The 24,072-nt window shown below is 65.6% G+C and carries 22 protein-coding genes and 2 pseudogenes; 6 read left to right on the top strand and 18 right to left on the bottom strand.

From position 1 onward, the window contains the following. Position 1 precedes the first annotated feature (1 nt). From lipB to ACZ899_RS16455, 11 genes are all read right to left on the bottom strand, one after another. A complete protein-coding gene (gene lipB, locus ACZ899_RS16405; RefSeq protein ID WP_203648160.1) occupies positions 2–649 on the bottom strand; it encodes a lipoyl(octanoyl) transferase LipB in 648 nt (215 codons plus the stop codon). Further along, on the bottom strand, positions 649–924 hold the full coding sequence (locus ACZ899_RS16410) for a DUF493 domain-containing protein (RefSeq protein ID WP_011535839.1): 276 nt from the start codon (positions 922–924) through the stop codon (positions 649–651). Before ACZ899_RS16410 ends, lipB begins: the two co-directional genes overlap by 1 nt. Before the next feature lie 73 nt (positions 925–997). Then, positions 998–2,158, bottom strand: coding sequence for a D-alanyl-D-alanine carboxypeptidase family protein (locus ACZ899_RS16415; RefSeq protein WP_203648161.1), 1,161 nt, complete (start codon positions 2,156–2,158; stop codon positions 998–1,000). Positions 2,159–2,431: 273 nt separating this feature from the next. Continuing rightward, entirely contained in the window at positions 2,432–3,430 is a 999-nt protein-coding gene (locus tag ACZ899_RS16420; protein WP_203648162.1) for a septal ring lytic transglycosylase RlpA family protein, read from the bottom strand. Next, positions 3,431–4,441 carry a lytic murein transglycosylase B gene (gene mltB / locus ACZ899_RS16425; protein WP_203648163.1) on the bottom strand — a complete coding sequence of 337 codons (1,011 nt, stop codon included), beginning with the start codon at positions 4,439–4,441 and terminating at the stop codon, positions 3,431–3,433. It abuts the gene before it with no gap. A gap of 17 nt (positions 4,442–4,458) precedes the next feature. Further along, a complete protein-coding gene (gene rodA / locus ACZ899_RS16430) occupies positions 4,459–5,562 on the bottom strand; it encodes a rod shape-determining protein RodA (RefSeq protein ID WP_203652712.1) in 1,104 nt (367 codons plus the stop codon). 38 nt (positions 5,563–5,600) lie between these two features. Then, on the bottom strand, positions 5,601–7,499 hold the full coding sequence (gene mrdA / locus ACZ899_RS16435) for a penicillin-binding protein 2 (RefSeq protein ID WP_203648164.1): 1,899 nt from the start codon (positions 7,497–7,499) through the stop codon (positions 5,601–5,603). A 17-nt stretch (positions 7,500–7,516) separates the two neighbouring features. Next, complete coding sequence (rlmH, locus tag ACZ899_RS16440; protein ID WP_023631106.1) at positions 7,517–7,984, bottom strand: 23S rRNA (pseudouridine(1915)-N(3))-methyltransferase RlmH; 468 nt, start codon at positions 7,982–7,984, stop codon at positions 7,517–7,519. A gap of 9 nt (positions 7,985–7,993) precedes the next feature. Further along, positions 7,994–8,425, bottom strand: a complete 432-nt coding sequence (gene rsfS / locus ACZ899_RS16445) for a ribosome silencing factor (RefSeq protein WP_203648165.1) — start codon at positions 8,423–8,425, stop codon at positions 7,994–7,996. Positions 8,426–8,469: 44 nt separating this feature from the next. Next, entirely contained in the window at positions 8,470–9,129 is a 660-nt protein-coding gene (nadD, locus tag ACZ899_RS16450; protein ID WP_234562431.1) for a nicotinate-nucleotide adenylyltransferase, read from the bottom strand. A 1-nt stretch (position 9,130) separates the two neighbouring features. After that, the gene (locus tag ACZ899_RS16455) at positions 9,131–10,402 is read right to left on the bottom strand and encodes a glutamate-5-semialdehyde dehydrogenase (protein WP_203648167.1); all 1,272 of its coding nucleotides are present in this window, start codon (positions 10,400–10,402) and stop codon (positions 9,131–9,133) included. 296 nt (positions 10,403–10,698) lie between these two features. Here ACZ899_RS16455 and ACZ899_RS16460 point away from each other — a divergent pair, with 296 nt between their 5' ends. Further along, positions 10,699–11,391, top strand: a complete 693-nt coding sequence (locus ACZ899_RS16460) for a DNA-3-methyladenine glycosylase (RefSeq protein ID WP_234562432.1) — start codon at positions 10,699–10,701, stop codon at positions 11,389–11,391. A 3-nt stretch (positions 11,392–11,394) separates the two neighbouring features. Beyond that, entirely contained in the window at positions 11,395–12,711 is a 1,317-nt protein-coding gene (locus ACZ899_RS16465; protein ID WP_203648169.1) for a bifunctional DedA family/phosphatase PAP2 family protein, read from the top strand. Between the two features lie 167 nt (positions 12,712–12,878). Here ACZ899_RS16465 and ACZ899_RS16470 read toward each other — a convergent pair whose 3' ends face one another. The 3 genes and pseudogenes from ACZ899_RS16470 to ACZ899_RS16480 all read right to left on the bottom strand — a co-directional run bounded on the left by ACZ899_RS16470 (position 12,879) and on the right by ACZ899_RS16480 (position 14,555). After that, on the bottom strand, positions 12,879–13,469 hold the full coding sequence (locus ACZ899_RS16470) for an LON peptidase substrate-binding domain-containing protein (protein ID WP_203648170.1): 591 nt from the start codon (positions 13,467–13,469) through the stop codon (positions 12,879–12,881). Positions 13,470–13,478: 9 nt separating this feature from the next. Beyond that, on the bottom strand, positions 13,479–14,195 hold the full coding sequence (locus ACZ899_RS16475; RefSeq protein ID WP_203648171.1) for an LrgB family protein: 717 nt from the start codon (positions 14,193–14,195) through the stop codon (positions 13,479–13,481). Continuing rightward, a pseudogene (locus ACZ899_RS16480) lies at positions 14,192–14,555 on the bottom strand (CidA/LrgA family protein). The gene ACZ899_RS16475 and the pseudogene ACZ899_RS16480 overlap by 4 nt, the downstream one beginning before the upstream one ends. A gap of 151 nt (positions 14,556–14,706) precedes the next feature. On the opposite strand from ACZ899_RS16480, the gene ACZ899_RS16485 reads away from it, so the two are divergent. The 3 genes from ACZ899_RS16485 (at position 14,707) to ACZ899_RS16495 (ending at position 17,656) form a co-directional block, all read left to right on the top strand. Further along, entirely contained in the window at positions 14,707–15,162 is a 456-nt protein-coding gene (locus tag ACZ899_RS16485) for a MaoC family dehydratase (RefSeq protein ID WP_110737952.1), read from the top strand. Between the two features lie 88 nt (positions 15,163–15,250). Beyond that, the gene (locus ACZ899_RS16490) at positions 15,251–16,984 is read left to right on the top strand and encodes a C13 family peptidase (protein WP_234562433.1); all 1,734 of its coding nucleotides are present in this window, start codon (positions 15,251–15,253) and stop codon (positions 16,982–16,984) included. Positions 16,985–17,011: 27 nt separating this feature from the next. Then, positions 17,012–17,656, top strand: coding sequence for an oxidoreductase (locus tag ACZ899_RS16495; RefSeq protein ID WP_028690375.1), 645 nt, complete (start codon positions 17,012–17,014; stop codon positions 17,654–17,656). Positions 17,657–17,751: 95 nt separating this feature from the next. Here ACZ899_RS16495 and ACZ899_RS16500 read toward each other — a convergent pair whose 3' ends face one another. The 4 genes and pseudogenes from ACZ899_RS16500 to ACZ899_RS16515 all read right to left on the bottom strand — a co-directional run bounded on the left by ACZ899_RS16500 (position 17,752) and on the right by ACZ899_RS16515 (position 22,055). Continuing rightward, positions 17,752–18,039 (bottom strand): YceK/YidQ family lipoprotein, encoded by a 288-nt coding sequence (locus ACZ899_RS16500; RefSeq protein WP_234562434.1) that lies wholly within the window; start codon positions 18,037–18,039, stop codon positions 17,752–17,754. Then, positions 18,036–18,665, bottom strand: a complete 630-nt coding sequence (ubiX, locus tag ACZ899_RS16505) for a flavin prenyltransferase UbiX (protein ID WP_198744903.1) — start codon at positions 18,663–18,665, stop codon at positions 18,036–18,038. The genes ACZ899_RS16500 and ubiX overlap by 4 nt, the downstream gene beginning before the upstream one ends. Further along, a pseudogene (mpl, locus tag ACZ899_RS16510) lies at positions 18,662–20,012 on the bottom strand (UDP-N-acetylmuramate:L-alanyl-gamma-D-glutamyl-meso-diaminopimelate ligase). The gene ubiX and the pseudogene mpl overlap by 4 nt, the downstream one beginning before the upstream one ends. A gap of 66 nt (positions 20,013–20,078) precedes the next feature. Further along, entirely contained in the window at positions 20,079–22,055 is a 1,977-nt protein-coding gene (locus tag ACZ899_RS16515) for a sigma-54-dependent Fis family transcriptional regulator (RefSeq protein WP_234562436.1), read from the bottom strand. A gap of 267 nt (positions 22,056–22,322) precedes the next feature. Between ACZ899_RS16515 and exaC the strand changes: the two genes are divergently transcribed. After that, positions 22,323–23,843: an acetaldehyde dehydrogenase ExaC gene (exaC, locus tag ACZ899_RS16520; protein ID WP_203648175.1), complete on the top strand. Its 1,521-nt coding sequence runs from the start codon at positions 22,323–22,325 to the stop codon at positions 23,841–23,843. Positions 23,844–24,072 lie beyond the last annotated feature (229 nt).

The following is a 24,072-nucleotide window of genomic DNA, read 5'->3' on the forward strand; positions in this document are numbered from 1 at the left end:
ATCAGTCGATTCCGCCCGTCAGGGTCGTCTGCTCAGCATAGTCGAGGTGCCTGACCAGCTGTCCGCGCAGCCTTGTCCTGACCTCGTCAAGTTCGATCGGGCCTGCCAGGTCGCGCAGCTGGGTCATGGCCAGCCCCGCATACCCACAGGGGTTGATTCGGCGGAATGGCGCAAGGTCCATGTCCACGTTCAGGGCAAGGCCGTGGAAGGAACGACCGTTGCGGATTCGAAGGCCAAGGGACGCGATCTTCGCGCCATCGACGTAGACGCCCGGGGCATCGGGCTTGGCCACCGCCTGCACGCCGTAGCTGGCGAGCAGGTCGATGAGCGTCTGCTCGATGCGACTGACCAGCTCGCGCACGCCGATGCTCAGGCGCCGCACATCCAGCAGCAGGTAGGCCACCAGTTGGCCGGGGCCGTGATAAGTGACCTGGCCACCGCGATCGGTCTGTACCACCGGGATCTCCCCCGGGATCAGCAGGTGCTCGGCCTTGCCGGCCTGGCCCTGGGTGAAGACCGGCGGGTGCTCGACCAGCCAGACTTCGTCCTGGCTGTCCGGGCCGCGGTGCTCGGTAAAGCGGCGCATGGCCTGCAGCACCGGTTCATAGGGCTGCAGGCCAAGATCGCGAATACCGAGCACGCCGGACATCACAGCACCATTTTCACGATGCCGGTGGCACGCAGGGCACTGTTGATGTCGTGCAGCTGGTTTTCGCTCTCGGCAACGATATGCAGTTGCACCGTGGTGTACTTGCCTTCCTTGCTCTGGCGCTCGGCCAGGGTCGACAGGTCGACCTTGGCGTGCTTGCTGAGGATCTCGATCACGGTGTCGCGGAAACCGACAACGGTGTCACCGATCACCTTGATCGGGTAGTCCTCGCAGGGGAATTCGATCTTGTGCGACTTGACGTCTTCTTCGCTCATGGCGGAAACGGCCTCGTAAGCCGTGGCAGCAACATCGCCCCCGCCTGGTTCACGGGGGCGCGCTGGTCACGTATCAGTTGAACAAACCGTAGAAGAACAGGCGGATGCTATCCCACATACGGCCGAAGAAACCAGCTTCCTCCACGCCGTCAAGGGCGATGAGGTCGGCGCTGTGAACCACTTTCTCGTCCAGTTTGACTTCCACTTTGCCGATCACGTCACCTTTGGCGATCGGAGCGGTCAGTTGCGGGTTCATGGTCATCGAAGCCTGAAGGCGCTTCAATTGGCCTTTAGGCATGGTCATGGTCAGGTCGTTGGCCAGGCCGGCTTTCACCTGGTTGGTCGCGCCTTTCCATACCTGGGCCTGGGTCAGCTCGGTGCCTTTCTGGTAGAAGGTCTGGGTTTCGAAGAAGCGGAAACCGTAGGTCAGCAGCTTCTGGGTCTCGGCGGCGCGGGACTGCTCGCTGTTGGTGCCGAACACCACGGCGATCAGGCGCTGGCCGTCACGCACGGCCGAGGCGACCATGCAGTAGCCGGCTTCGTCGGTGTGGCCGGTCTTCAGGCCATCGACGGTCTTGTCGCGCCACAGCAGCAGGTTACGGTTCGGCTGCTTGATGTTGTTCCAGAAGAACTCTTTCTGCGAGTAGATGGCGTAGTGCGCCGGATCTTCGTTGATGATCGCGCGTGCCAGCAGGGCCATGTCGTGGGCCGAGGAGTAGTGCTCGGGGTTCGGCAGGCCGGTCGGGTTCATGAAGTGGCTGTTGGCCATGCCCAGGTCGGTGGCGGTCTTGTTCATCATGTCGGCGAAAGCGTCTTCGCTGCCGGCGATGTGCTCGGACAGGGCGACCGAGGCGTCGTTGCCGGACTGGATGATGATGCCGTGCAGCAGGTCGCTGACGGTGACCTGGCTGCCGACCTTGATGAACATGCGCGAACCACCGGTGCGCCAGGCGTTCTCGCTGACGGTGACCGGGTCGTTCTCGCCGATCTGGCCGCGACGGATGTCCAAGGTGGCGATGTAGGCGGTCATCAGCTTGGTCAGGCTGGCCGGCGGCAGGCGCTCGTCACCGTTGTTCTCGACCAGCACGTTGCCGCTGGACGCGTCCATGAGTACGTAGGACTTGGCGGCCAGTTGCGGTGGTGCCGGCATCATCTGCTCCGCTGCGAAGGCAGCAGGCATGATCATCAGCAGAACGGGCAGGCAAAGTCGTTTGGCAAGGTTGGTGATGTTCATCCGTCTCTCGTAAATCGCTAATGGTCTGATGTTCCGTGGGCAAGTTCGTTTGCCCAGCGCCCCGTCAGTCTAGTTTTATGGCCGGTGGCCTGGCCCGACAGTGCGACGTAATGCCGCTGCGGGCAAAAGCGGGCATTGTACATGTCATTGCCCGGCAATTCATGAACAAACCGACAGATCGGTGTGCTCTGCTTCGCGGGTGAACCCGCTCCCACAGGATCTGTGCAAAACCCTGTGGGAGCGGGTTTACCCGCGAAAGGTCCGACGCGTACGTCAGTCGGTCACGACCTTCGCCTGACCGAGGTTCGCCAGGCGAATGCTGTCCTGCGCCTGCTGGATCTCGCCCTGGCTGTTGATCGGCCCCAGGCGCACCCGGTGCAGGGTCTGCTGGTTACGCACCACGGAGCTGATGAACACCGGCGCGCTGACCATGGTGCTCAGCTTCGAGCGCAGCAGCTCGGCGGCATCCGGGTTGGCGAATGCGCCCACCTGCAGGATGCTGCCGCCACTTGCGTTCGGCACATTGTTGCCGCCCACCTGCACCGGCACCACCGGCGCCGCGTGCTGCTGCGGTGGCGGGGTCCACTGCTCGACCCGGCCGGTGCTCGCGGCAATCGGCTGGGCCTGGGCCACCTGCGGTTCCTTGAGCACCATCGGCGGCTGCTGGCCACGCTGGGCCCACCATTGCTGCGGGTCGATCCCTTCGACGCGCACGTGCGCGGTGCCGGTCTCGGCATAGCCGAGCTTCTTCGCCGCGGCGTAGGACAGGTCGATGATACGGTCGGAATAGAACGGGCCACGGTCATTGACCCGCAGGATCACACTGCGGCCGTTGGCCAGGTTGGTCACTCGCACATAGGCCGGCAGGGGCAGGGTCTTGTGCGCCGCGCTCATGCCGTACAGGTCGTACAGCTCGCCGTTGGCGGTGTTCTGGCCGTGGAACTTGGTGCCATACCACGACGCGGTGCCTTCGGCGCGGTAGTTGCGCGAGTCCTGCATCGGGTAGTAGGTCTTGCCCAGCACCGTGTAGGGGTTGGCCTTGTAGTTGCCAGTGTGCACGGTCGGCGTGGCGTCGGGGATCTTGTTGACGTCCACGTCCCACCAGGGCGCGCCGTCCTTGTGCGCACGATTGATGTCCAGGCCCGGCTGCGCGCGCACGGTGTTGCCGCTCTGCGGGGTGGAGGGCCGGCTCGACGAGCAGCTGGCCAGCACCAGGCCGACAGCGACGCAGGTGAGCAGTTTTGCGGTATTGACGGTGAAGAATTCGCGCATTTACTTGACGCCCCGTGCCAGAACCAGCTGTTCGGAAAGCTGATGCACCGCCATGGCATACATCACGCTGCGGTTGTAGCGAGTGATCGCGTAGAAGTTTTTCAGGCCCATCCAGTACTCGGGGCCATCGGCGCCTTCCAGGCGGAAGGCGGTGACCGGCAGATCATCGCGCAGCGCATCATGACCCGACCAGCCCAGCGCCCGCAACTGCGCGACCGTCCTGGTCGGCTCGATGCCGGTGGTCAGGCCTTCGTCGACCCGTGCGCCGGCCACACTGGCGCGGCTGACCACAGGTTCCCCGGGTACCCAGCCATGACGCTTGAAGTAGCTGGCGACGCTGCCGATGGCATCGTCCGGGTTGTTCCAGATATTGATGTGGCCGTCGCCGTCGAAGTCCACGGCATAAGCGCGGAAGCTGCTCGGCATGAACTGCGGCAGGCCCATGGCGCCGGCATAGGAGCCCTTGAGCGTGAGCGGATCAAGCTGCTCCTCGCGGGCCAGCAGAAGGAACTCGCGCAGCTCCTTGCGGAAGAATTCGGCCCGTGGCGGGTAGTCGAAACCGAGCGTGGACAGGGCATCGATGACCCGGTAGTTGCCGGTGTTGCGACCGAAGAAGGTTTCCACGCCGATGATCGCGACGATGTACTGCGCCGGCACGCCGTATTCCTGTTCGGCGCGGGCCAGCACGGCCTCGTGCTGGCGCCAGAAGTCCACACCGCGGGCGATGCGCGCGTCGGTGATGAACATCGGGCGGTATTCCTTCCACGGCTTGACCCGCTCGGCCGGCCGCGATATCGCATCGAGGATCGCCTGCTTGCGCTGCACCTCGCGGAACACGCCCATCAGTTGCTCGCCGGCGAAGCCGTAGTCGCGAGTCATCTCGCCAACGAACTCGGCCACCTGGGGCGAGCCGTCGTAGTCACCGGCATTGGCCTGCTGGATTGCGCCGAGCAGCCCCACAGCGCCGAAAAACGGCGCTAGGCGGGCAGCCCAGCCACGCACTGCTTGCATGAAATTCTTCACCTTTTTCAAACCTGTGCAATCCATTTACGGTGCGTATGGATCGACATCAGAACGCCAAACGCTGACAGCAGCGTCACCAACGAAGTTCCGCCATAGCTGATGAAGGGCAGCGGCACGCCCACCACGGGCAGTAGGCCGCTGACCATACCGATATTGACGAACACATAAACAAAGAAGGTCATGGTCAGGCTGCCCGCGAGCAGCTTGCCGAACAGGGTCTGGGCCTGGGCAGTGATCATCAGCCCGCGGCCGATCAGCAGGATGTAGATCAGCAGCAGCAGGCAGATGCCGACCAGGCCGAACTCCTCGCCGAGCACGGCGATGATGAAGTCGGTGTGGCTTTCCGGCAGGAAGTCCAGGTGCGACTGGGTGCCCAGCAGCCAGCCCTTGCCGAACACCCCGCCCGAACCGATCGCCGCCTTGGACTGGATGATGTTCCAGCCGGTGCCCAGCGGGTCGCTTTCCGGGTCGAGGAAGGTCAGTACGCGCTGCTTCTGGTAGTCGTGCATGACAAAGAACCACATCGCCACCGCCACCGGCACCGCCGCGGCGATCACGCTGACGATCCAGCGCCAGCGCAGCCCGCCCATGAACAGCACGAAGGCGCCCGAGGCGAGGATCAGCAAGGCCGTGCCCAGGTCAGGCTGGCGCACGATGAGGATGAACGGCACGCCGATCAGGACCAGGCTGATCGCCACATGCTTGAGCTGCGGCGGCAACGTGCGCTTGGCCAGGTACCAGGCGATGGTCGCCGGCATGATGATCTTCATGAATTCCGAGGGCTGGAAACGGATCACCCCGGGAATGTTGATCCAGCGCGTCGCGCCCATGGCGTTGTGGCCCATGACGTCCACCACGATCAGCAGGAACACCCCGGCCAGGTAGGCCAGCGGCACCCAGCGCGCCATGAAGCGCGGTTCGAGCTGGGCGATGATGAACATCGACACCAGGCCGATGCCGAAGGAACTGGCCTGCTTCATCAGCAGGTCCCAGTTCTTGCCGCTGGCCGAATAGAGCACGAACAGGCTGCCGGCGGCGAGCGTCAGCAGGATGAGCAGCAAGGGGCCGTCGATGTGGATGCGCTGCAGGAAGCTGGCGCGCCTGCGCATCACGTCCTCGCTGGAGAGCATGCGGTCGAAGTTGTTCTTCACGGGGCCGATTCCTGGGCGACTGTGGCGGGGGCGAACTCGGGCTTGAGCCGGCCGTTCTCGTCAAGCAGCCAGGCATCCATGACCTGGCGCACCACGGGGGCGGCGACGCCGGAACCGGACTCACCGTTCTCGACCATCACCGAAACCACGATCCTCGGATCGTCGGCCGGGGCGAAGGCGACGAACAAGGCGTGGTCGCGGTGGCGTTCCTGGAGTTTGTTGCGATCGTACTTCTCACCCTGCTTGATCGCCACCACCTGGGCCGTGCCGCTCTTGCCTGCGATGCGGTACTGCGAGCCGATGGCGGCCTTGCGGGCGGTGCCGCGGGCGCCGTGCATCACCTGCTCCATGCCATGAGTGACCCTGGCCCAGTCAGACTTGTCGCGCAGGACGATGTTTTCCATGGGGTTCTCGTCCACCGGAGGCTGGCCTTCGATGGTCTTGGCCAGGTGTGGACGGTTCCACACGCCTTTGTTGGCAATCAGCGCGGTGGCCTGGGCCAACTGCAGCGGCGTGGTCTGCATATAGCCCTGGCCGATACCGAGGATCAGGGTTTCGCCGGGGAACCAGGCCTGACGGCGGGTGGCGCGCTTCCACTCACGGGACGGCATCAATCCGGGCGACTCTTCGAACATGTCCAGGGCGACCTTCTGCCCGATACCGAACTTGTTCATGTAGCTGGACAGCCGATCGATTCCCATCTTGTGCGCAAGATCGTAGAAGTACGTATCGTTTGACCGCATGATCGCCACATCCAGGTCAACCCAGCCATCGCCGGTGCGGTTCCAGTTGCGGTATTTGTGATCGTAGTTGGGCAGTTGGTAGTAACCCGGGTCGAACACCCGGCTGCCTGCCGTCACCACGCCACTGTCGAGCCCGGCAATCGCCACTGCCGGCTTGATGGTCGAGCCAGGCGGATAAAGACCGCGCAGCACACGGTTGAACAGCGGCCGGTCGATCGAGTCGCGCAGTTCGGCGTAGGCCTTGAAGCCGATGCCGGTGACGAACAGGTTGGGATCGAAGCTCGGCTGGCTGACCATCGCCAGCACCTCGCCGGTGCGCGGATCGAGGGCGACGATGGCGCCACGGCGCCCGCCCAGCGCCTGCTCGGCGGCTTCCTGCAGCTTGATATCCAAGCTCAGCACGATGTCCTTGCCCGGCTTCGGGTCGGTGCGCTTGAGCACTCGCAGCACGCGGCCACGGGCGTTGGTCTCGACTTCCTCGTACCCCACCTGGCCATGCAGCTCGTCTTCGTAGAAGCGCTCGATGCCAGTCTTGCCGATGTGGTGGGTGCCGCTGTAATTCACCGGGTCGAGGCTCTTGAGTTCCTTCTCGTTGATCCGCCCGACGTAGCCCACCGAATGGGCGAAATGCGCGCCCTGGGGGTAGTGGCGAACCAGCTGCGCCGCTACTTCCACGCCGGGCAGGCGGAACTGGTTGACCGCGATGCGGGCAATCTGCTCTTCGTTGAGCTCGAACAGGATCGGCACCGGCTCGAATGGCCGGCGCCCCTGCTTCATGCGCTTCTCGAACAGGGCACGGTCGTCGGGAGTGAGCTCGAGCACCTCGACGATCACATCCAGCACGTCCTGCCACTTGCCGGCATTGCCGGCGCGTTCGCGGGTCATCACCAGGCTGAAGCTGGGGCGGTTGTCCGCCACCACCACGCCGTTGCGGTCGAAGATCAGCCCACGGGTCGGCGGGATCGGCTGCACATGCACCCGGTTGTTCTCCGACAGCGTCGAGTGATAGTCGTACTGGATGACCTGCAGGTAATACAGCCGGGCGATCAGCACGCAGACGAGCAGCACCACCGCCACGGCGCCCACGACGACGCGGTTGCGCACCAGGCGGGCGTCTTTTTCGTGGTCCTTGAGGCGAATCTGCTGCGGCATCGGAGAGGCTTACAGGTTCATTTGTGGTAGGGATGCCCGGACAGCACGGTCCAGGCGCGGTAGATCTGCTCGCCGATGAGTATCCTTACCAACGGGTGCGGCAACGTCAGCGGCGACAGCGACCAGCGCTGTTCGCTGCGCGCGCAGACTTCCGGCGCCAGCCCTTCCGGGCCGCCCACCATCAGGTTGACCGTACGCGCGTCCAGGCGCCAACGGTCCAACTCGCCCGCCAATTGCTCGGTGCTCCAGGGCTTGCCATGGACCTCGAGGGTGACGATGCGTTCCCCAGGCTGCACCTTGCTCAGCATCGCCTCGCCCTCCTGACGGATCAGGCGGGCGACATCGGCGTTCTTGCCGCGGGTGTTAAGCGGGATTTCCACCAGCTCCAGCGCAAGCTCCGGGGGCAGGCGCTTGGCATACTCATGCCAGCCTTCCTCGACCCACTTGGGCATGCGCGAGCCGACCGCGATCAGACGCAGACGCACGGCGCTTCCTTATTCCCGGTCTTTGAGCTTGTCGGTGAAGTAATCGCTGGCGTTTTCCGGGCTGTGGTGCTTGGCATCGGCGGCACGGCTCTGCTCGGCACCCAGCCACAGGCGCTCCAGGTCGTAGAACTGGCGGGCAGCGGCGGTCATCATGTGCACGATGACGTCGTTCAGGTCCAGCAGGACCCAGTCGCTGTCGCCCTTGCCTTCTTCACCCAGGGGTTGCGCACCCTCTTTCTTCACCGCTTCACGGACCTTTTCCAGCATCGCGTTGATCTGGCGATTGGAGGTACCGGTGGCAATGATCATGTAGTCGGTCAGGCTGTGCTTTTCGCGCACGTCGATGACCTGGATGTCCTGGGCCTTGACGTCTTCCAGGGCGCTGATGGTCAGTTTGACCAGCTCTTCGCCACTGATGCCATTGATTTTCTGCTTGGTCATATAAAACTCGTTCAACTCATTGATTGAGGCGCCAGCGGGCGCCGTCAGTTGGACACACGATACAGGTCGTGTGCCTCGATATAGGCCAGTACTGCGTCCGGCACCAGGAACCGCACCGACTTGCCGCTGGCCAGCAGCTGTCGGATTTGCGTGGCGGACACCGCGAGCGGGGTCTGCCAGACGAACGAAATGTGCCCCGCCGGGCCGGACATGGCGGTGGGATCGCTCTCCGAGCGCGCCGCCAACAGGTTGCGCAACTCGTCAGGGGGTTCGACATCGGCATCCGGGCGCTGCAGCACCAGGATGTGACAGTGTTGCAGCAGCTCTTCCCAGCGATGCCAGCTGGGCAGGCCGCAGAACGCGTCCCAGCCCAGCACCAGGAACAGCTGGTCGTGCACGTTCAATTCAGAGCGGATCGATTCGAGCGTGTCGATGGTGTACGACGGTTTGTCGCGGCCCAGTTCACGGGCATCGACACTCAGGCAATCAACCCCGGCCACCGCGCCGCGCACCATGGCCAACCGATCCTGGGCCGACACCAGCGGCGTGTCGCGGTGCGGCGGGCGGGCGTTAGGCAGCAGGCGCAGCTCGTCCAGGCGCATGAACTCGGCCACTTCCAGCGCGCTGCGCAGGTGACCGATATGCACCGGGTCGAAGGTACCGCCGAGAATGCCGATGCGCCGGACTGCCACAGCGTTGCTCAACTCAGCACGACTCCTGGCCGCGCAGCTGGCCGTCGCCGATCACCACGTACTTCTCGCAGGTCAGGCCTTCCAGGCCGACCGGGCCGCGGGCGTGCAGCTTGTCGGTGGAGATGCCGATTTCCGCGCCCAGGCCGTACTCGAAGCCATCGGCGAAGCAGGTCGGGGTGTTGAGCATGACCGACGCCGAGTCTACCTCGGCGATGAAACGCCGGGACTGGCCCTGGTGCTCGGTAATGATCGAGTCGGTGTGGTGCGAGCCGTAGTGGTTGATGTGTTCGATGGCCTGCTCCAGGCCGTCGACGACGCGGATCGACAGGATCGCGTCAAGGTATTCGGTGTGCCAGTCGTCTTCACTGGCCGGCTTGGCGTCGATGATCGCCCGGGTGCGCTCGCAGCCGCGCAGCTCGACGCCCTTGTCGTGGAATCGGCGGGCCATTTCCGGCAGGAAGCGCTCGGCCACGGCCTGGTCCACCAACAGGGTTTCCATGGCGCCACAGATGCCGTAGCGGTAGGTCTTGGCGTTGAAGGCCACGCGCCATGCCTTGTCCAGGTCGGCATGGGCATCGACGAAGACATGGCAGATGCCGTCCAGATGCTTGATTACCGGTACCCGGGCGTCGCGACTGATGCGCTCGATCAGGCCACGGCCGCCACGCGGGACAATCACATCGACGAATTCCGGCATGCTGATCAGCGCGCCCACGGCCTCGCGGTCGGTGGTCTCGACCACTTGCACCACCGCCGGCGGCAGGCCGGCCTCGGCCAGGCCGCGCTGGATGCAGGCGGCGATGGCGCGGTTGGAGTGGATGGCCTCGGAGCCGCCGCGCAGGATGGTGGCGTTGCCCGACTTCAGACACAGGCTGGCGGCGTCGATGGTCACGTTGGGGCGCGACTCGTAGATGATGCCAATGACACCCAGCGGCACGCGCATCTTGCCGACCTGGATGCCCGACGGGCGGTAGCTCATGTCGCGGATGGCACCGACCGGATCCGCCAGGCTGGCCACCTGGCGCAGGCCGGTGATCATGCCGTCGATGCGCGCCGGGGTGAGCGCCAGGCGGTCGAGCAGCGCCGGCTCCAGGCCGTTCTTGCGACCGTTGGCCAGGTCCTGTTCGTTGGCTGCGGTGAGCGCGTCGCGAGCCGCGTCGAGGGCGTCGGCGGCGGCCTGCAGGGCGCGGTTCTTCTGCGCGGTGCTGGCACGGCCGATCACCCGCGAGGCCTCACGGGCGGCGCGACCCAGGCGGGTCATATAGTCAAGAACGGACTCGGTCATGGGTTCGGTGTCTTGGCAAAGGGGAAATCGGCTGATTATAACTGGAGCGCTCGGGTACGCCCAGCGGCGGGTGGCGGATGGTCGAAAATGGTGGGGGGAATGTGTTGGAAAGATGTAACCGCCCGTATCGAAAAACGCCTCCGCCTCATCGCGGGGCAAGCCCGCTCCCACGCTGGCCGCGCTGCCCAGGCATTGTCGTGGGAGCGGGCTTGCCCCGCGATGGCGTCACTCCGATTCAGCCTCGATTAAGCCATTCATTGCTATCATCGCCGCCTTCACAGCCACGAACCGTGCGTATGTCCGTCCCAGCCCCCTGCCCGGCCCAGGCCTTGCCCGACAGCTTCTTCGACCGCGACGCCCAGACCCTCGCCCGCGAGCTGCTGGGCAAGGTCATCCGTCATCGCCACGGCGATCTCTGGCTGGCGGCGCGAATCATCGAGACCGAGGCCTACTACCTCACCGACAAGGGCAGCCACGCCTCCCTGGGCTTCACCGAGAAGCGCAAGGCGCTGTTCCTCGATGGCGGGCACATCTACATGTATTACGCCCGTGGCGGCGATTCACTGAACTTCAGCGCCCAGGGCCCGGGCAACGCGGTGCTGATCAAGTCCGCCTACCCCTGGACCGACGCCATCTCAGACGCCAACAGCCTGGCCCGGATGCAGCTGAACAACCCCGACGCCAGCGGCAACCTGCGCCCACCCGAGCGCCTGTGCAACGGCCAGACCCTGCTGTGCCGGGCCCTGGGCCTGAAGGTGCCGAACTGGGACGCCCGGCGCTTCGACCCCGAGCGCCTGTATGTCGAGGACTGCGCCATACAGGTACCAAGGGTGATCCAGACCACCCGGCTGGGCATCCCCCACGGCCGCGACGAACACCTGCCCTACCGCTTCGTCGATGCCGACTACGCGCGCTTCTGCAGCCGAAACCCGCTGCGCCGCGGCCAGGTCGAAGGCAAAGACTTCTTCATGCTCGAACAAGGAAACTGAACCATGGGCCAATGGCTCGACAGCCTGACCACCTGGCTTGGCGCCAATCCGCAGTGGCTCGGCCTGGCGATCTTCATCGTCGCCTGCGTCGAATGCCTGGCGATCGCCGGCATCATCGTGCCCGGCACCGTGCTGCTGTTCGCCGTCGCCGTGCTGGCCGGCAGCGGCGCCTTCAGCCTCGGCGAGACGCTGTTGCTGGGCTTCCTCGGCGGGATGCTGGGCGATGCGATCTCCTACGGCATCGGCAAGTACTTCCACCAGAACATCCGCCGCCTGCCGCTGCTGCGCAGCCACCCGCAGTGGATCGGCAGCGCCGAGGCGTACTTCCAGCGCTACGGCATTGCCAGCCTGCTGGTCGGCCGCTTCATCGGCCCGCTGCGACCGATGCTGCCGATGGTCGCCGGCATGTTCGACATGCCGCTGCCACGCTTCATCGCCGTGAGCCTGGTGGCCGGCGCCGGCTGGTCGGTAGCCTACCTGCTGCCCGGCTGGGCTACCGGCGCGGCCATGCGCCTGCCGCTGCCGGAAGGGTTCTGGCTGGACGCCGGGATCGTCGTCGGCACCCTGGCAGTGCTCATCGGCCTGAGCTTGAGCACCAGCATTCGCGACCAGCGCCACGGCACCCGGCTGATCGCCGCCCTCAGCGGCCTGGCCGTGGCCGCGCTGTTCATCGGCTGGCCATACCTGAGCGAGTTCGACCAGGGCGTGATGACCCTGGTTCAGGAACACCGCAGCCAGGCCATCGACGGCGCCGTGGTGCTGGTCACCCGCCTGGGCGACTTCCGCACCCAGTTCTTCCTGGGCGGCCTGCTCACCGGCTTGCTGCTGCTGGCCCGGCAATGGCGTCACGCCTTGTTCGCCGGCACCGCGCTGATCGGCACGGCCTTGGCCAACGGTACGCTGAAATGGCTGTTCGCCCGCGCCCGCCCCGAGGTGCTGGTCGATCCGCTGACCAGCTACAGCATGCCCAGCGGCCACAGCTCGGCGTCATTCGCCTTCTTCCTGGTGCTGGCGGTGCTGGCCGGACGCGGGCAGCCGCCGCGCATGCGCCTGACCTGGGTCATGCTGGGCTGCCTGCCGGCGCTGGCGATCGCCTTGTCGCGGGTTTACCTGGGCGCGCACTGGCCAACCGATATCCTCGCCGGAGCGTTGCTGGCGTGCTGCGTGTGCGCGGCGAGCCTGACCCTGGTGCAGCATCGCCAGCCGCTGGTGGCGCTGGCGCAACGGGTGTGGTGGCTGGTGCTGCCGGCATGCGTCGCGTTGCTGGCGTTCTTTGCCCTGCACGCGCTGCCAAAGGCGTTGTTGCGCTACCAGTATTGATACAGTCGCAAGTCCCTGTAGGAGCGGCCTTGTGCCGCGAAAGGGCTGCGAAGCGGCCCCGGGATTTCAGCGCTAAAGCAAAAATCGCCGGGGCCGCGTTGCGCCCCTTTCGCGGCACAAGGCCGCTCCTACAGGGATCGCATGGGCCGCTGGGCGGGCAATCCTGATCAGGCGAACAACTCGCCCTGGATCCGCTCGAGCAACGCCTGGATCGCCTCCAGCCTGAGCTGCGGCGAATCGATGGCCAGCAGGCCGAGCTTATCCTCTTCCATGAACGGCAGCAGGTACGCCAGCTGGTTGCCCAGCGACTGGCGCCCGTCCACGTCGCGCGGCATGTCCAGCGCTTCGACCATCGGGTGCTCGCCCAACGCCAGCAGCAGGGCCAGGAGGTCGTCGTCCTGCTCCAACAACGGGCTGTCCGCCAGGTCCGGCAGCCATTGCACCTCGGCGAGCATCAGCTGGTCCTTCTGCACCTCGGTCCGCTCGACGCGAAACCGCCGCACGCCCTCGACACGGATGCCCAGCAGGCCGTTGTCCTGCTGCACGAAATCGCGGATCAACGCCTCGCAGCCGAGCGAGGCCACCACTGGCGGCGCCTTGCCCACCTGTTCGCCTTCAAGGATGCACACCACGCCGAAACCGGCGCCCTGCTTCATGCAGCGGCCGATCATGTCCAGGTAGCGCGCCTCGAAGATCTGCAGGTCGAGCAGGCAACCGGGGAACAGCACGGTATTGAGGGGAAACAGCGGTAACGTCATCTCGATTCCTCAAGCCACCAGGCTGACCGCCAACGGCAGGAACACCGCCGTGGCCACCCCCATCAGGCTCATCGCCAGCGCGGCGAAGGCGCCGCATTCGTCACTTTCCTGCAAGGCCACCGAGGTACCCACCGCGTGGGCGGTCACCCCCAGCGCCATGCCCCGCGCCTCCGGGCTGAGCACGCCGCAGCGGGTCAACAGCGCCGGGCCGAAGATCGCGCCGATCACCCCGGTGATCAGCACGAACACCGCGGCCAGGGCCGCCACCCCGCCGATCTGCTCGGCCACCAGCATGGCGATCGGCGAAGTGACCGACTTCGGCGCCATGGTCATCAGGATCATGTGTTCGGCACCGAACCACCACCCCAGCGCCAGGCACGCCACGGTGGCGAACAGGCCTCCGACTACCAGCGTAGTAAATGTCGGCCAGAACAGCTGCCGAATACGCCGCAGGTTGAGGTAGAGCGGCACCGCCAGGGCCACGGTAGCCGGCCCCAGGAGGATGTTCATGATCTCGGTGCTCTTGCGGTACTCGGCGTAGTCGATGCCGCAGGCCAGGAGGATGCCGATCACCACCAGCATCGACACCAGCACCGGCTGCAGGAAGATCCAGCGGGTCCTCTCATAGCCCGCCAGCACCAGCTGGTAGGCGGCCAGGGTGATGCCGATGCCGAACAACGGATGGTGGATGACCGCCTCGAGCGCGCCGTGCCAGTCGAGGATCATGGCTGCTCCTCACGCCTGCCCTGACGCTGGATCAACTTCTGCATCAGCACGCCGACGAACACCAGGGTCAGCAGGCAGGAAATCAGCAGGGCTCCGACAATGGCCCAGAAGTCGGCGGCGATGTCCCTGGCATAGACCATCACCCCCCACCGCCGGCGGCACCAGCAGCAGCGGCAGGTAGCGCAACAGGCTGCCGGCGGCCTCGTTGAGTGGCTGGCCGACCTCGCCACGGATCATCAGGAAGGCCATCAGCAGCAACAGGCCGATGATGGGCCCGGGCAGGATGGGCAGCAACAGGTGGTTGATCGCCGTTCCCAGCAACTGGAACAGCACCAGCCAGGTCAAACCACGCAACAGCATATGGACCTCCCTCAGAGCATGGCGACCATTATAAGCACGCTAAGCAACTGCCTATAAGGCGATATTCGGCGAAAAGCGGGCAACTTGACTGAAACGGTTCGCCGTGCTGATCTTGCACACTCGTACCAAATGACAATCTGGAGATGTCGCGATGCCCTATGTACCCGTTACAGAGCTTTCGCAGTACGTTGGCAAGGAACTGGGACGTTCCGCCTGGCTGAAGATCGATCAGCAACGCATCAACCTGTTCGCCGAGGCCACTGGCGATTTCCAGTTCATCCATGTCGACCCGGTCAAAGCGGCCAAGACCCCGTTCGGCACCACCATCGCCCATGGTTTTCTCACCCTGTCGTTGATTCCCAAACTGATGGAAGACATCCTCGTGCTGCCCGAAGGGCTGAAGATGGTGGTCAACTACGGCCTGGACAGCGTGCGCTTCATCCAGCCGGTGAAGGTCGACAGCCAGGTACGACTGAAGGTCGACCTGACCGACGCCACCGAGAAGAAACCGGGGCAATGGCTGCTCAAGGCCACCGTCACCCTCGAGATCGAAGGCGAAGAAAAACCCGCCTACATCGCCGAACCGCTGTCGCTCTGCTTCGTCTGAGCCGCCCCAGGGGTCGCCACGCGGCCCCGATTCACGCACCTGCGCATTCTGCGGCATACTCGGCGCATCGATTGTCCCGGAACCCGCCATGCGCCGTCTGCTCCCCCTGACCCTGATCCTGCTGCTCGCCGCCTGCGGCGAAGGCGAACCACTGTCGCCCCCGGACGCCCGGCTGCCCGACGGCGGCCGCTACCGCGGCCAGGTGGTTGACGGCCTGCTGCAAGGCGAGGGGCGCATCGACTATCCCAACGGCAGCTGGTACGCCGGCACCTTCAAGGACGGCCAGTGGCATGGCCAGGGCGAATGGCACGGCAGCAACGGCGAGGTCTATCGCGGCCAATTCAGCGAAGGCCTGTTCCAGGGCCTGGGCGACCTGACCACCCCCGGCAGCCATTATGCCGGCACCTTCAAGCATGGCCGCCGCGATGGCGAGGGCACGCTCAAACAAAACGACCAGACCTACCGCGGCCAGTTCAAGGACGACCAGTACGAAGGTGCCGGCCAGCTCGAACTGGCCGACGGCAGCCGCTACCAGGGCCTGTTCGCCAAGGGCAAGCCCAACGGCGCCGGGGTGCGCAGCGACGCCAGCGGCAACCAGTTCGGCGGCCACTTCATCGACGGCCAGCTGCAAGGCGCCGGCACCTACGACAGCGCCGACGGCGAGCAGTACATCGGCGAGTTCAAGGACAACCGCCTCGAAGGCCGGGGTCGCTACGAGAGCGCCGACGGCGATGTCTGGATCGGCGACTTCAAGGATGGGTCGCTGGTCGGCCAGGGCGAACTGCTGGGCAGCGACGGCAGCCGCTACAAGGGTGGTTTTCGCGACTGGCGCTTCGCCGGCAGCGGCACCTTGCAACTGGCCGACGGCAGCCAGTATGTCGGCGGTTTTGCCGACGACGCCTACCATGGTCGCGGCAAGCTGACCCACCCGGACGGACGGGTCGAGAGCGGCACCTGGGTCAACGGCGTGCGGGTGCGCGATACCCAGGGCAAGCTGCTGCCCGACCCGCTGGACCTGGCCCTGCTCAACCAGGGCAAACTACTGGCCGATGCACTGGCCAAGGTGCCTGCGTCGGTGCCGCCTGTGCAGCTGTACAGCCTGGTGGTGGCCGGTGACGGCCAGCAAAGCGTGTTCCTGCGTGAGGCCGACTATGTCAGCAACATGCTCAAGGTGCGCTTCGGCGCCCACGGCCAGGTGACCCTGGTCAATCATCGCGACCATCTGGCCGACCGCCCCATGGCCACACGCGAGAACATCACCCGTGCCGCCCGTACCCTGGCCGAGCGCAGCGGCCCGGAGGACCTGGTGTTCATCTACTTGACCAGCCACGGCAGCCATGACCACCAACTGGTGCTCGACCAGCCGCGCCTGCAACTGGCCGACCTGTCCGCCGACGAACTGGCCAGCGCCCTGGCACCACTGAAGGACCGCGACAAGGTGATCGTCATCTCCGCCTGTTATTCCGGTGGCTATATCGCCCCGCTCAAGGACGACCGCACCCTGGTCATGACCGCCGCGCGCCCCGACCGGGTGTCGTTCGGCTGCTCGGAAGAGGCCGACTTCACCTACTTCGGCGACGCCCTGTTCGCCCAGGCGCTGAACCAGACCGACGACCTGAAACAGGCGTTTGAACTGGCGCGGCAAAGCGTTGCCGAAAGAGAACGAAGGGAGGGCTTCGAAGCCTCGGAGCCACAGCTCTGGGCGCCGCCGCCAGTGATCAGCCACTGGCAGCGCCTGCGCCACCAACAGGCCGAGCAAGCCCTGCGCAATGAAGCCCAGCCAGCTTCGGGGGAACAGGCAAAAAAACCTGGCGCCCACTAAGCTGTGTAGTAACGAGGGAGAGACACCATGTACCTGACGCCTCAACATGTCCTGCTTGCCGGTGCCACGGGTCTGACGGGTGAACACCTGCTGGATCGCCTGCTCAACGAGCCCACCATCAGCCGCGTGCTGGCACCGACCCGCCGCCCCCTGGCCGAGCATCCGCACCTGGAAAACCCGGTGGGCGATCCGGCCGTGTTTCTCCCGCAACTGGCCGGTCGTGTCGATATCGCCTTCTGCTGCCTGGGCACCACGCTCAAGCAGGCAGGCTCGGAAAACGCCTTCCGCGCCGTCGACCTGGACATGGTCGTGGCCTTCAGCAAGCGTGCCCGCGAGATGGGTGCGCGCCACCTGCTGGTGATCAGCGCCCTGGGCGCCGATCCGAAATCGTCGGTCTTCTACAACCGGGTCAAGGGCGAGATGGAAGAGGCGCTCAAGCAGCAGGACTGGCCGCAGTTGACCATCGTGCGGCCTTCGCTATTGCTCGGAGAGCGCATAGAGCCGCGCCTGGGTGAGCGCATGGCGGCGCCGTTTGCCCGTCTGATACCGGGCAAGTACCGGGGCATCGAGGCCTGCACCCTGGCCCGGGCGCTGTGGCGCCTGGCGCTGGAAGAGGAAGACGGGATTCGGGTGGTCGAGTCGGACGAGTTGCGAAAACTCGGCAAGAAATAAGTCGCCAATGCCGGCCTCATCGCGGGGCAAGCCCGCTCCCACGCTCCGGGTATCGTTCAAGGGCGTGGGAGCGGGCTTGCCCCGCGATTGCTTTATTACAGACCACCGGTGGCGTTGAAACCCACCCCCGCCGCAGTCAACAACGACAGCGGCAGCAACAAGGTATCCAGCAACGCGCTCCCCGGCAGGTCCAACCCCGGATAAGCCGGCGCCTCGGCGCCGAAGCGATCTTCGGGACAACAACCGCCATTGATCACGTACAGGTCAAGCCGCGTTCCGGCATACACCACCGGCGCCCCCGGCTTGTTGGCATCGAGGGTGCGCACCGTGGCGCAGCCGCCGAGCAGGGCCAGTATCACCAGCCCCGCCAACACCCGCTTCAATCATCGACCCCGTAGTGATGCTCGCCCCAGCGCGGCAGCATGTCCTGCGGGATGTTCAGCAGGTTGAGGATGCGCGCCACGACGAAATCGACCAGGTCGTCGATGCTCTGCGGCTGGTGATAGAACCCCGGTGCCGCCGGCAGGATCACCGCGCCCATCTGCGACAGCTTGAGCATGTTCTCCAGGTGGATGGTGGAGAACGGCGCCTCGCGCGGCACCAGGATCAGTTGCCGACGTTCCTTGAGGGTCACGTCGGCGGCGCGCTCGATCAGGTTGTTGCAGGCACCCGTGGCGATCGCCGACAGGGTGCCGGTGGAACAGGGCACCACCACCATCGCCGCCGGCGCGCCGGAGCCCGAGGCCACCGGCGACATCCAGTCCTCCTTGCCGTACACGCGGATCTGCCCGTCGGCCGCGCCGGTGTACTCGGTGAGGAACGCCTGCATGGCCTGGGGCTTGGCCGGCAGCAGCACGTCGGTCTCGGTGGCCATCACCAACTGCGCGGCCTTGGAGATGAGGAAGTGCACCTCGCGGTCCTCGCGCACCAGGCAATCGAGCAGACGCAGGCCATACTGCGCCCCGGAGGCGCCGGTCATGGCCAGGGTGATGCGTTCCGGCCCGCTCACTTCAGCGCCTCGGCCAGCTTGCCGTGCAGGCCGCCGAAGCCGCCGTTGCTCATGATCACCACATGGGTGCCCGGGCGGGCCTGGCCCTTGATGCGCTCGATGATGGCTTCGAGGCTGTCGGCCACCACGCTCGGCACCTTGCACTGCGCGGCGGTGCCCGCCAGGTCCCAGCCCAGGGTTGGGCGGCGCGTACCAGATCACCTGGTCGGCGTCGTTGACGCTTTCCGGCAGGCCATCGCGGTGGGCGCCAAGCTTCATGGAGTTGGAGCGCGGCTCGATCACCGCAATCACCGGCGCCTCGCCAACGCGCTTGCGCAGGCCATCGAGGGTGGTGGCAATGGCAGTCGGGTGGTGGGCGAAGTCATCGTAGATGGTCACGCCTTGAACTTCGGCGATCTTCTCCATACGCCGTTTGACGCTCTTGAACGCGCTCAGGCCCTCGATGCCCATGGCCGGGGCCACACCCACATGGCGGGCGGCCGCCAGGGTGGCCAGGGCGTTGGCAACGTTGTGCTGGCCAGTCAGGGCCCAGTCCACCACGCCTTGCGCCTCGTCCTCGAACAGCACCTCGAAGCGCGAACCGTCGGCGCTGAGCAGGCGCGCCTGCCACTGGCCACCAGCTCCGGTGGTCTGCACCGGGGTCCAGCAGCCCATGCCGATCACTCGCTCCAGCGCCTGCTCGGTGGTCGGGTGGATGACCAGGCCTTCGCTCGGGATGGTGCGCACCAGGTGGTGGAACTGCCGCTCGATGGACGCCAGGTCCGGGAAGATGTCCGCGTGATCGAACTCGAGGTTGTTGAGGATCGCGGTGCGCGGGTGGTAGTGCACGAACTTCGAGCGCTTGTCGAAGAAGGCGCTGTCGTATTCGTCGGCCTCGACCACGAAGAACGGTGTGCCGCCCAGGCGCGCCGACACCGAGAAGTTCTGCGGCACGCCGCCGATCAGGAAGCCCGGGCTCATGCCGGCATGTTCCAGGACCCAGGCCAGCATGCTGCTGGTGGTGGTCTTGCCATGGGTACCGGCCACGGCCAGCACCCAGCGGCCCTGCAGCACATGGTCGGCCAGCCACTGCGGGCCGGACACATAGGGCAGGCCCTTGTTCAGCACGTACTCCACCGCCGGGTTGCCCCGCGACATGGCGTTGCCGATCACCACCAGGTCAGGTGCCGGCTCCAGCTGGGCCGGGTCGTAGCCCTGGGTCAGCTCGATGCCCTGGGCCTCGAGCTGGGTGCTCATCGGGGGATAGACGTTGGCATCGGAGCCGGTGACGCGGTGGCCCAGTTCCTTGGCCAGCACCGCCAGCGAACCCATGAAAGTGCCGCAAATACCGAGAATATGAATGTGCATGATCGACCTCGCAAAACGTCGAGGCAGGGTAGCCCAGGGCGAGGGAAATCGCACTCGCTGTTTCGCTCAACCAGCCCTGGCGATGCCGTGTTTGCGCAGTTTTCGATACAAGGTATTGCGGCTGATGCCCAGGTGTTCGGCGACGCGGGTCAAGTGCCAGCGGTTTGCCTCCAGTACGGCGAGCAATGCATCGCGCTCGGCGTGTAGGAGCGGCCTTGTGCCGCGAAAGGGCTGCGCAGCGGCCCCGGCGATTTCAGCGATATGGTCAGGATCCTGGGGCCGCTCTGCGGCCCTTTCGCGGCACAAGGCCGCTCCTACAGAGGGCGCGCCATGGCGGACAATTGCAGGGAGATCGGAAAACTCGATGTGCGCACCTTCGCACAACGCCACCAGCGTACGCAGCACATTCCTCATCTGCCGCACGTTACCCGGCCAGGTGAAGTCCAGCAGTGCCTGGCGGGCGGCCGGGTCGAGGCCAACGGGTTGGCCCTCGGCCTCCTGCGCCAGCAGGAAATCGAGCAACTGCGCCTTGTCGCTACGCTCGCGCAGCGCCGGCAGTGCAACCTCGAGGCCATTGAGGCGGTAATAGAGATCTTCGCGAAAGCCCCCCTGTTCAACCCGTTCCAGCAGGTCACGGTGGGTGGCGCTGACGATCCGCACATCCACCGCCTGCGGCTCGCCACCGATGGGCACCACCTGGCGTTCTTCGAGCACCCGCAGCAGGCGGGTCTGTAGCGCCAGCGGCATATCGCCGATCTCATCCAGCAGCAAGGTGCCGCCATCGGCCTGCAACAGCTTGCCGCGCATGCCCTCCTTGCGCGCGCCGGTGAAGCTGCCGCCGCGATAGCCGAACAGCTCGCTCTCGATCAGGCTCTCGGGAATCGACGCGCAGTTGATCGCCACGAACGGCTTGTGCCGGCGCGAGCTGGCCTGGTGCACGGCCTGGGCGAAGGCCTCCTTGCCGCAGCCGGTCTCGCCGCGCAGCAGCAGCGGCACATCACGCTCGAACACCCGCACGGCGCGGCGAAAGTCCTCGCGCAGGGCCGGGTCGAGCAGGCAGATGCCGGGGTCGCTGGCCCGGGGCAAGGCCACCGGCACTGACCACACCGGCGTTCGGGCCTGGCCGCGCAAGCTGGCGAACACCTGGCGGCCATCGCGGGTGTGCAGCGGCCAGGCGCTGCTGCCCTGGGGCGTGGCGCGACTGAACAGCTCGTCGTGGCTGCAGGCGAAGAACCTGTCCAGTGGCTTGCCCAGCACGCCGCCTCGGATGGTCCCCAGCAGGTTCAAGGCGCTCTGGTTGGCGGCGCAAATCCGCCCGTCGCCATCGACGGCAAGCAACCCTTCGCTGAACAGGCCGACCGACTCGGCCTGCAGGTGGAAGCGCAGCAGCCACTGCTGCTCGAAATGACGCAGGAAATAACAGCTTTCGATCATCTTCGCCGACAGGTTGACCAGGGCCATGGTGTGGAACTGGCTCTGGCGCGAAACATCCGGCCGTGCCGATGACACGTCGAGTACCCCCAGCAGTTCACCGTGGGGGTCGAATACCGGGCTGGCCGAGCAGGTCAGGCCGGTATGGCGGCCACGAAAGTGCTCGTCCTGGTGAATGGTCAGGGCCTGGCGCTCGACCAGGCAGGTGCCGATGCCGTTGGTGCCCTCGCGGGCTTCGCTCCAGTCGGCGCCAAGCCACAGCCCGGCGCGCTCGAAGATGCGCCGCTCGCCGGGAGCGGTGACGCAGTTGAGGATCACCCCGCGGGCGTCGGTCAGCAACACCGCGTGCCCGCTGCCGGAGAGCTGCTGGTGCAGGCTGTTCATCTCGTTGTCGGCGATCTGCAGCACCTGGCGCAGGCGCTCGCGGCTCTCCAGCAGGCGGCCGTGCTCGAGCACCACCGGGGCCTGGGCCCGTGCCGGGTCGAGGTGGTAGTCCTCCAGGCAGCGCAGCCAGGAGCGGGCGATCGACGGGTCGCTGCCCGGCCCGCTGGCCTGGCCGTGGGCGACCGTGAGCACTTGCTGGGCATGGCGGCTGAACGGGTTGCTCTGCATTTGTAGTTGTTCTCCGCAGATAGAGCGTGTCGCCAGCATCCTCCAGGCGGGAACGCTTTGCAATGGTGCACTGACCCTGCGGTCACGACCCGTGTCGCAAACGGTACAAAGTGTCACCCAGGCCGTACCGGCCTTGGCACAGAGCATGGCCAACCGCTTACCGCCCTTGACCCAAGTCATTGATACACAAGGACCTCCAGGCGCTGGCCCGACCTTTGCTCTACGCTAGGAAACTCCGCAACAATCACAACGACCAGGAGACACACCATGCGTTACGCACATCCCGGTACCGAGGGCGCGAAGGTTTCCTTCAAGAGCCGCTACGGCAACTACATCGGTGGTGAGTTCGTTCCTCCGGTAAAGGGTGAGTACTTCACCAACACCTCGCCGGTGAACGGCCAGGCGATCGCCGAGTTCCCCCGCTCCAGCGCCGAAGACATCGAAAAGGCCCTCGACGCCGCCCATGCCGCCGCCGACGCCTGGGGCCGCACCTCGGTGCAGGACCGCTCCAACGTCCTGCTGCGCATCGCCGATCGCATCGAGCAGAACCTCGAACTGCTGGCCATCACCGAGACCTGGGACAACGGCAAGCCGATCCGCGAAACCCTCAACGCCGACATCCCGCTGGCGGTCGATCACTTCCGCTACTTCGCCGGCTGCATCCGCGCCCAGGAAGGCGGCGCCGCCGAGATCAACGAATCCACCGTGGCTTATCACATCCACGAGCCACTGGGCGTGGTCGGGCAGATCATCCCGTGGAACTTCCCGCTGCTGATGGCCGCCTGGAAGCTGGCCCCGGCCCTGGCCGCCGGCAACTGCGTGGTGCTCAAGCCTGCCGAGCAGACGCCGCTGGGCATCACCGTGCTGCTGGAGCTGATCGGCGACCTGCTGCCCAAAGGCGTGCTCAACGTGGTGCAAGGCTATGGCCGCGAGGCCGGTGAAGCCCTGGCCACCAGCAAGCGCATCGCCAAGATCGCCTTCACCGGCTCCACCCCGGTCGGCGCGCATATCATGAAATGCGCCGCCGAGAACATCATCCCGTCCACCGTCGAGCTGGGTGGCAAGTCGCCCAACGTCTACTTCGAGGACATCATGCAGGCCGAGCCGGCCTTCATCGACAAGGCCGCCGAAGGCATGGTGCTGGCGTTCTTCAACCAGGGTGAAGTATGCACCTGCCCGTCGCGCGCCCTGGTGCAGGAGTCGATCTACCCGCAGTTCATGGAAGTGGTGATGAAGAAGGTCCTGCAGATCAAGCGCGGCGACCCGCTGGACACCGACACCATGGTCGGCGCCCAGGCATCCCAGCAGCAGTTCGAAAAGATCCAGTCGTACCTGAAGATTGCCCAGGAAGAAGGCGCCGAGCTGCTCACCGGCGGCAAGGTGGAGCAGCTCGAAGGCGCGCTGGCCAGCGGGTACTACATCCAGCCGACCCTGCTCAAGGGCAACAACAAGATGCGCGTGTTCCAGGAAGAAATCTTCGGCCCGGTGGTCAGCGTCACCACCTTCAAGGACGAAGCCGAGGCCCTGGCCATCGCCAACGACACCGAGTTCGGCCTCGGTGCCGGCGTGTGGACCCGCGACATCAACCGCGCCTACCGCATGGGCCGCGGTATCAAGGCCGGCCGCGTGTGGACCAACTGCTACCACCTGTACCCGGCGCACGCCGCGTTCGGTGGCTACAAGAAGTCCGGCGTCGGCCGTGAAACCCACAAGATGATGCTCGACCACTACCAGCAGACCAAGAACCTGCTGGTGAGCTACGACATCAACCCGCTGGGCTTCTTCTAAACAGGCCCCAGGGGCTGCTGCGCAGCCCTTTCCGGCCGGTCCGGCGCCCCGGCGAGGCCGCTCCTACAGAAACAACGCGATCCCATGTAGGAGCGGCCTTGCCGAGGCGTCGGACCGGCCGGAAAAGGCCGCAAAGCGGCCCCAAAGGCTCTGGCTCGCTTCCTGCAGTAAAAATCACCAAGGGCCGGCAGTCCCTCCGGCAACCTAAGAAAAACAACAGGTGAACCCT

Source organism: Pseudomonas sp. TE31087, assembly GCF_057284075.1.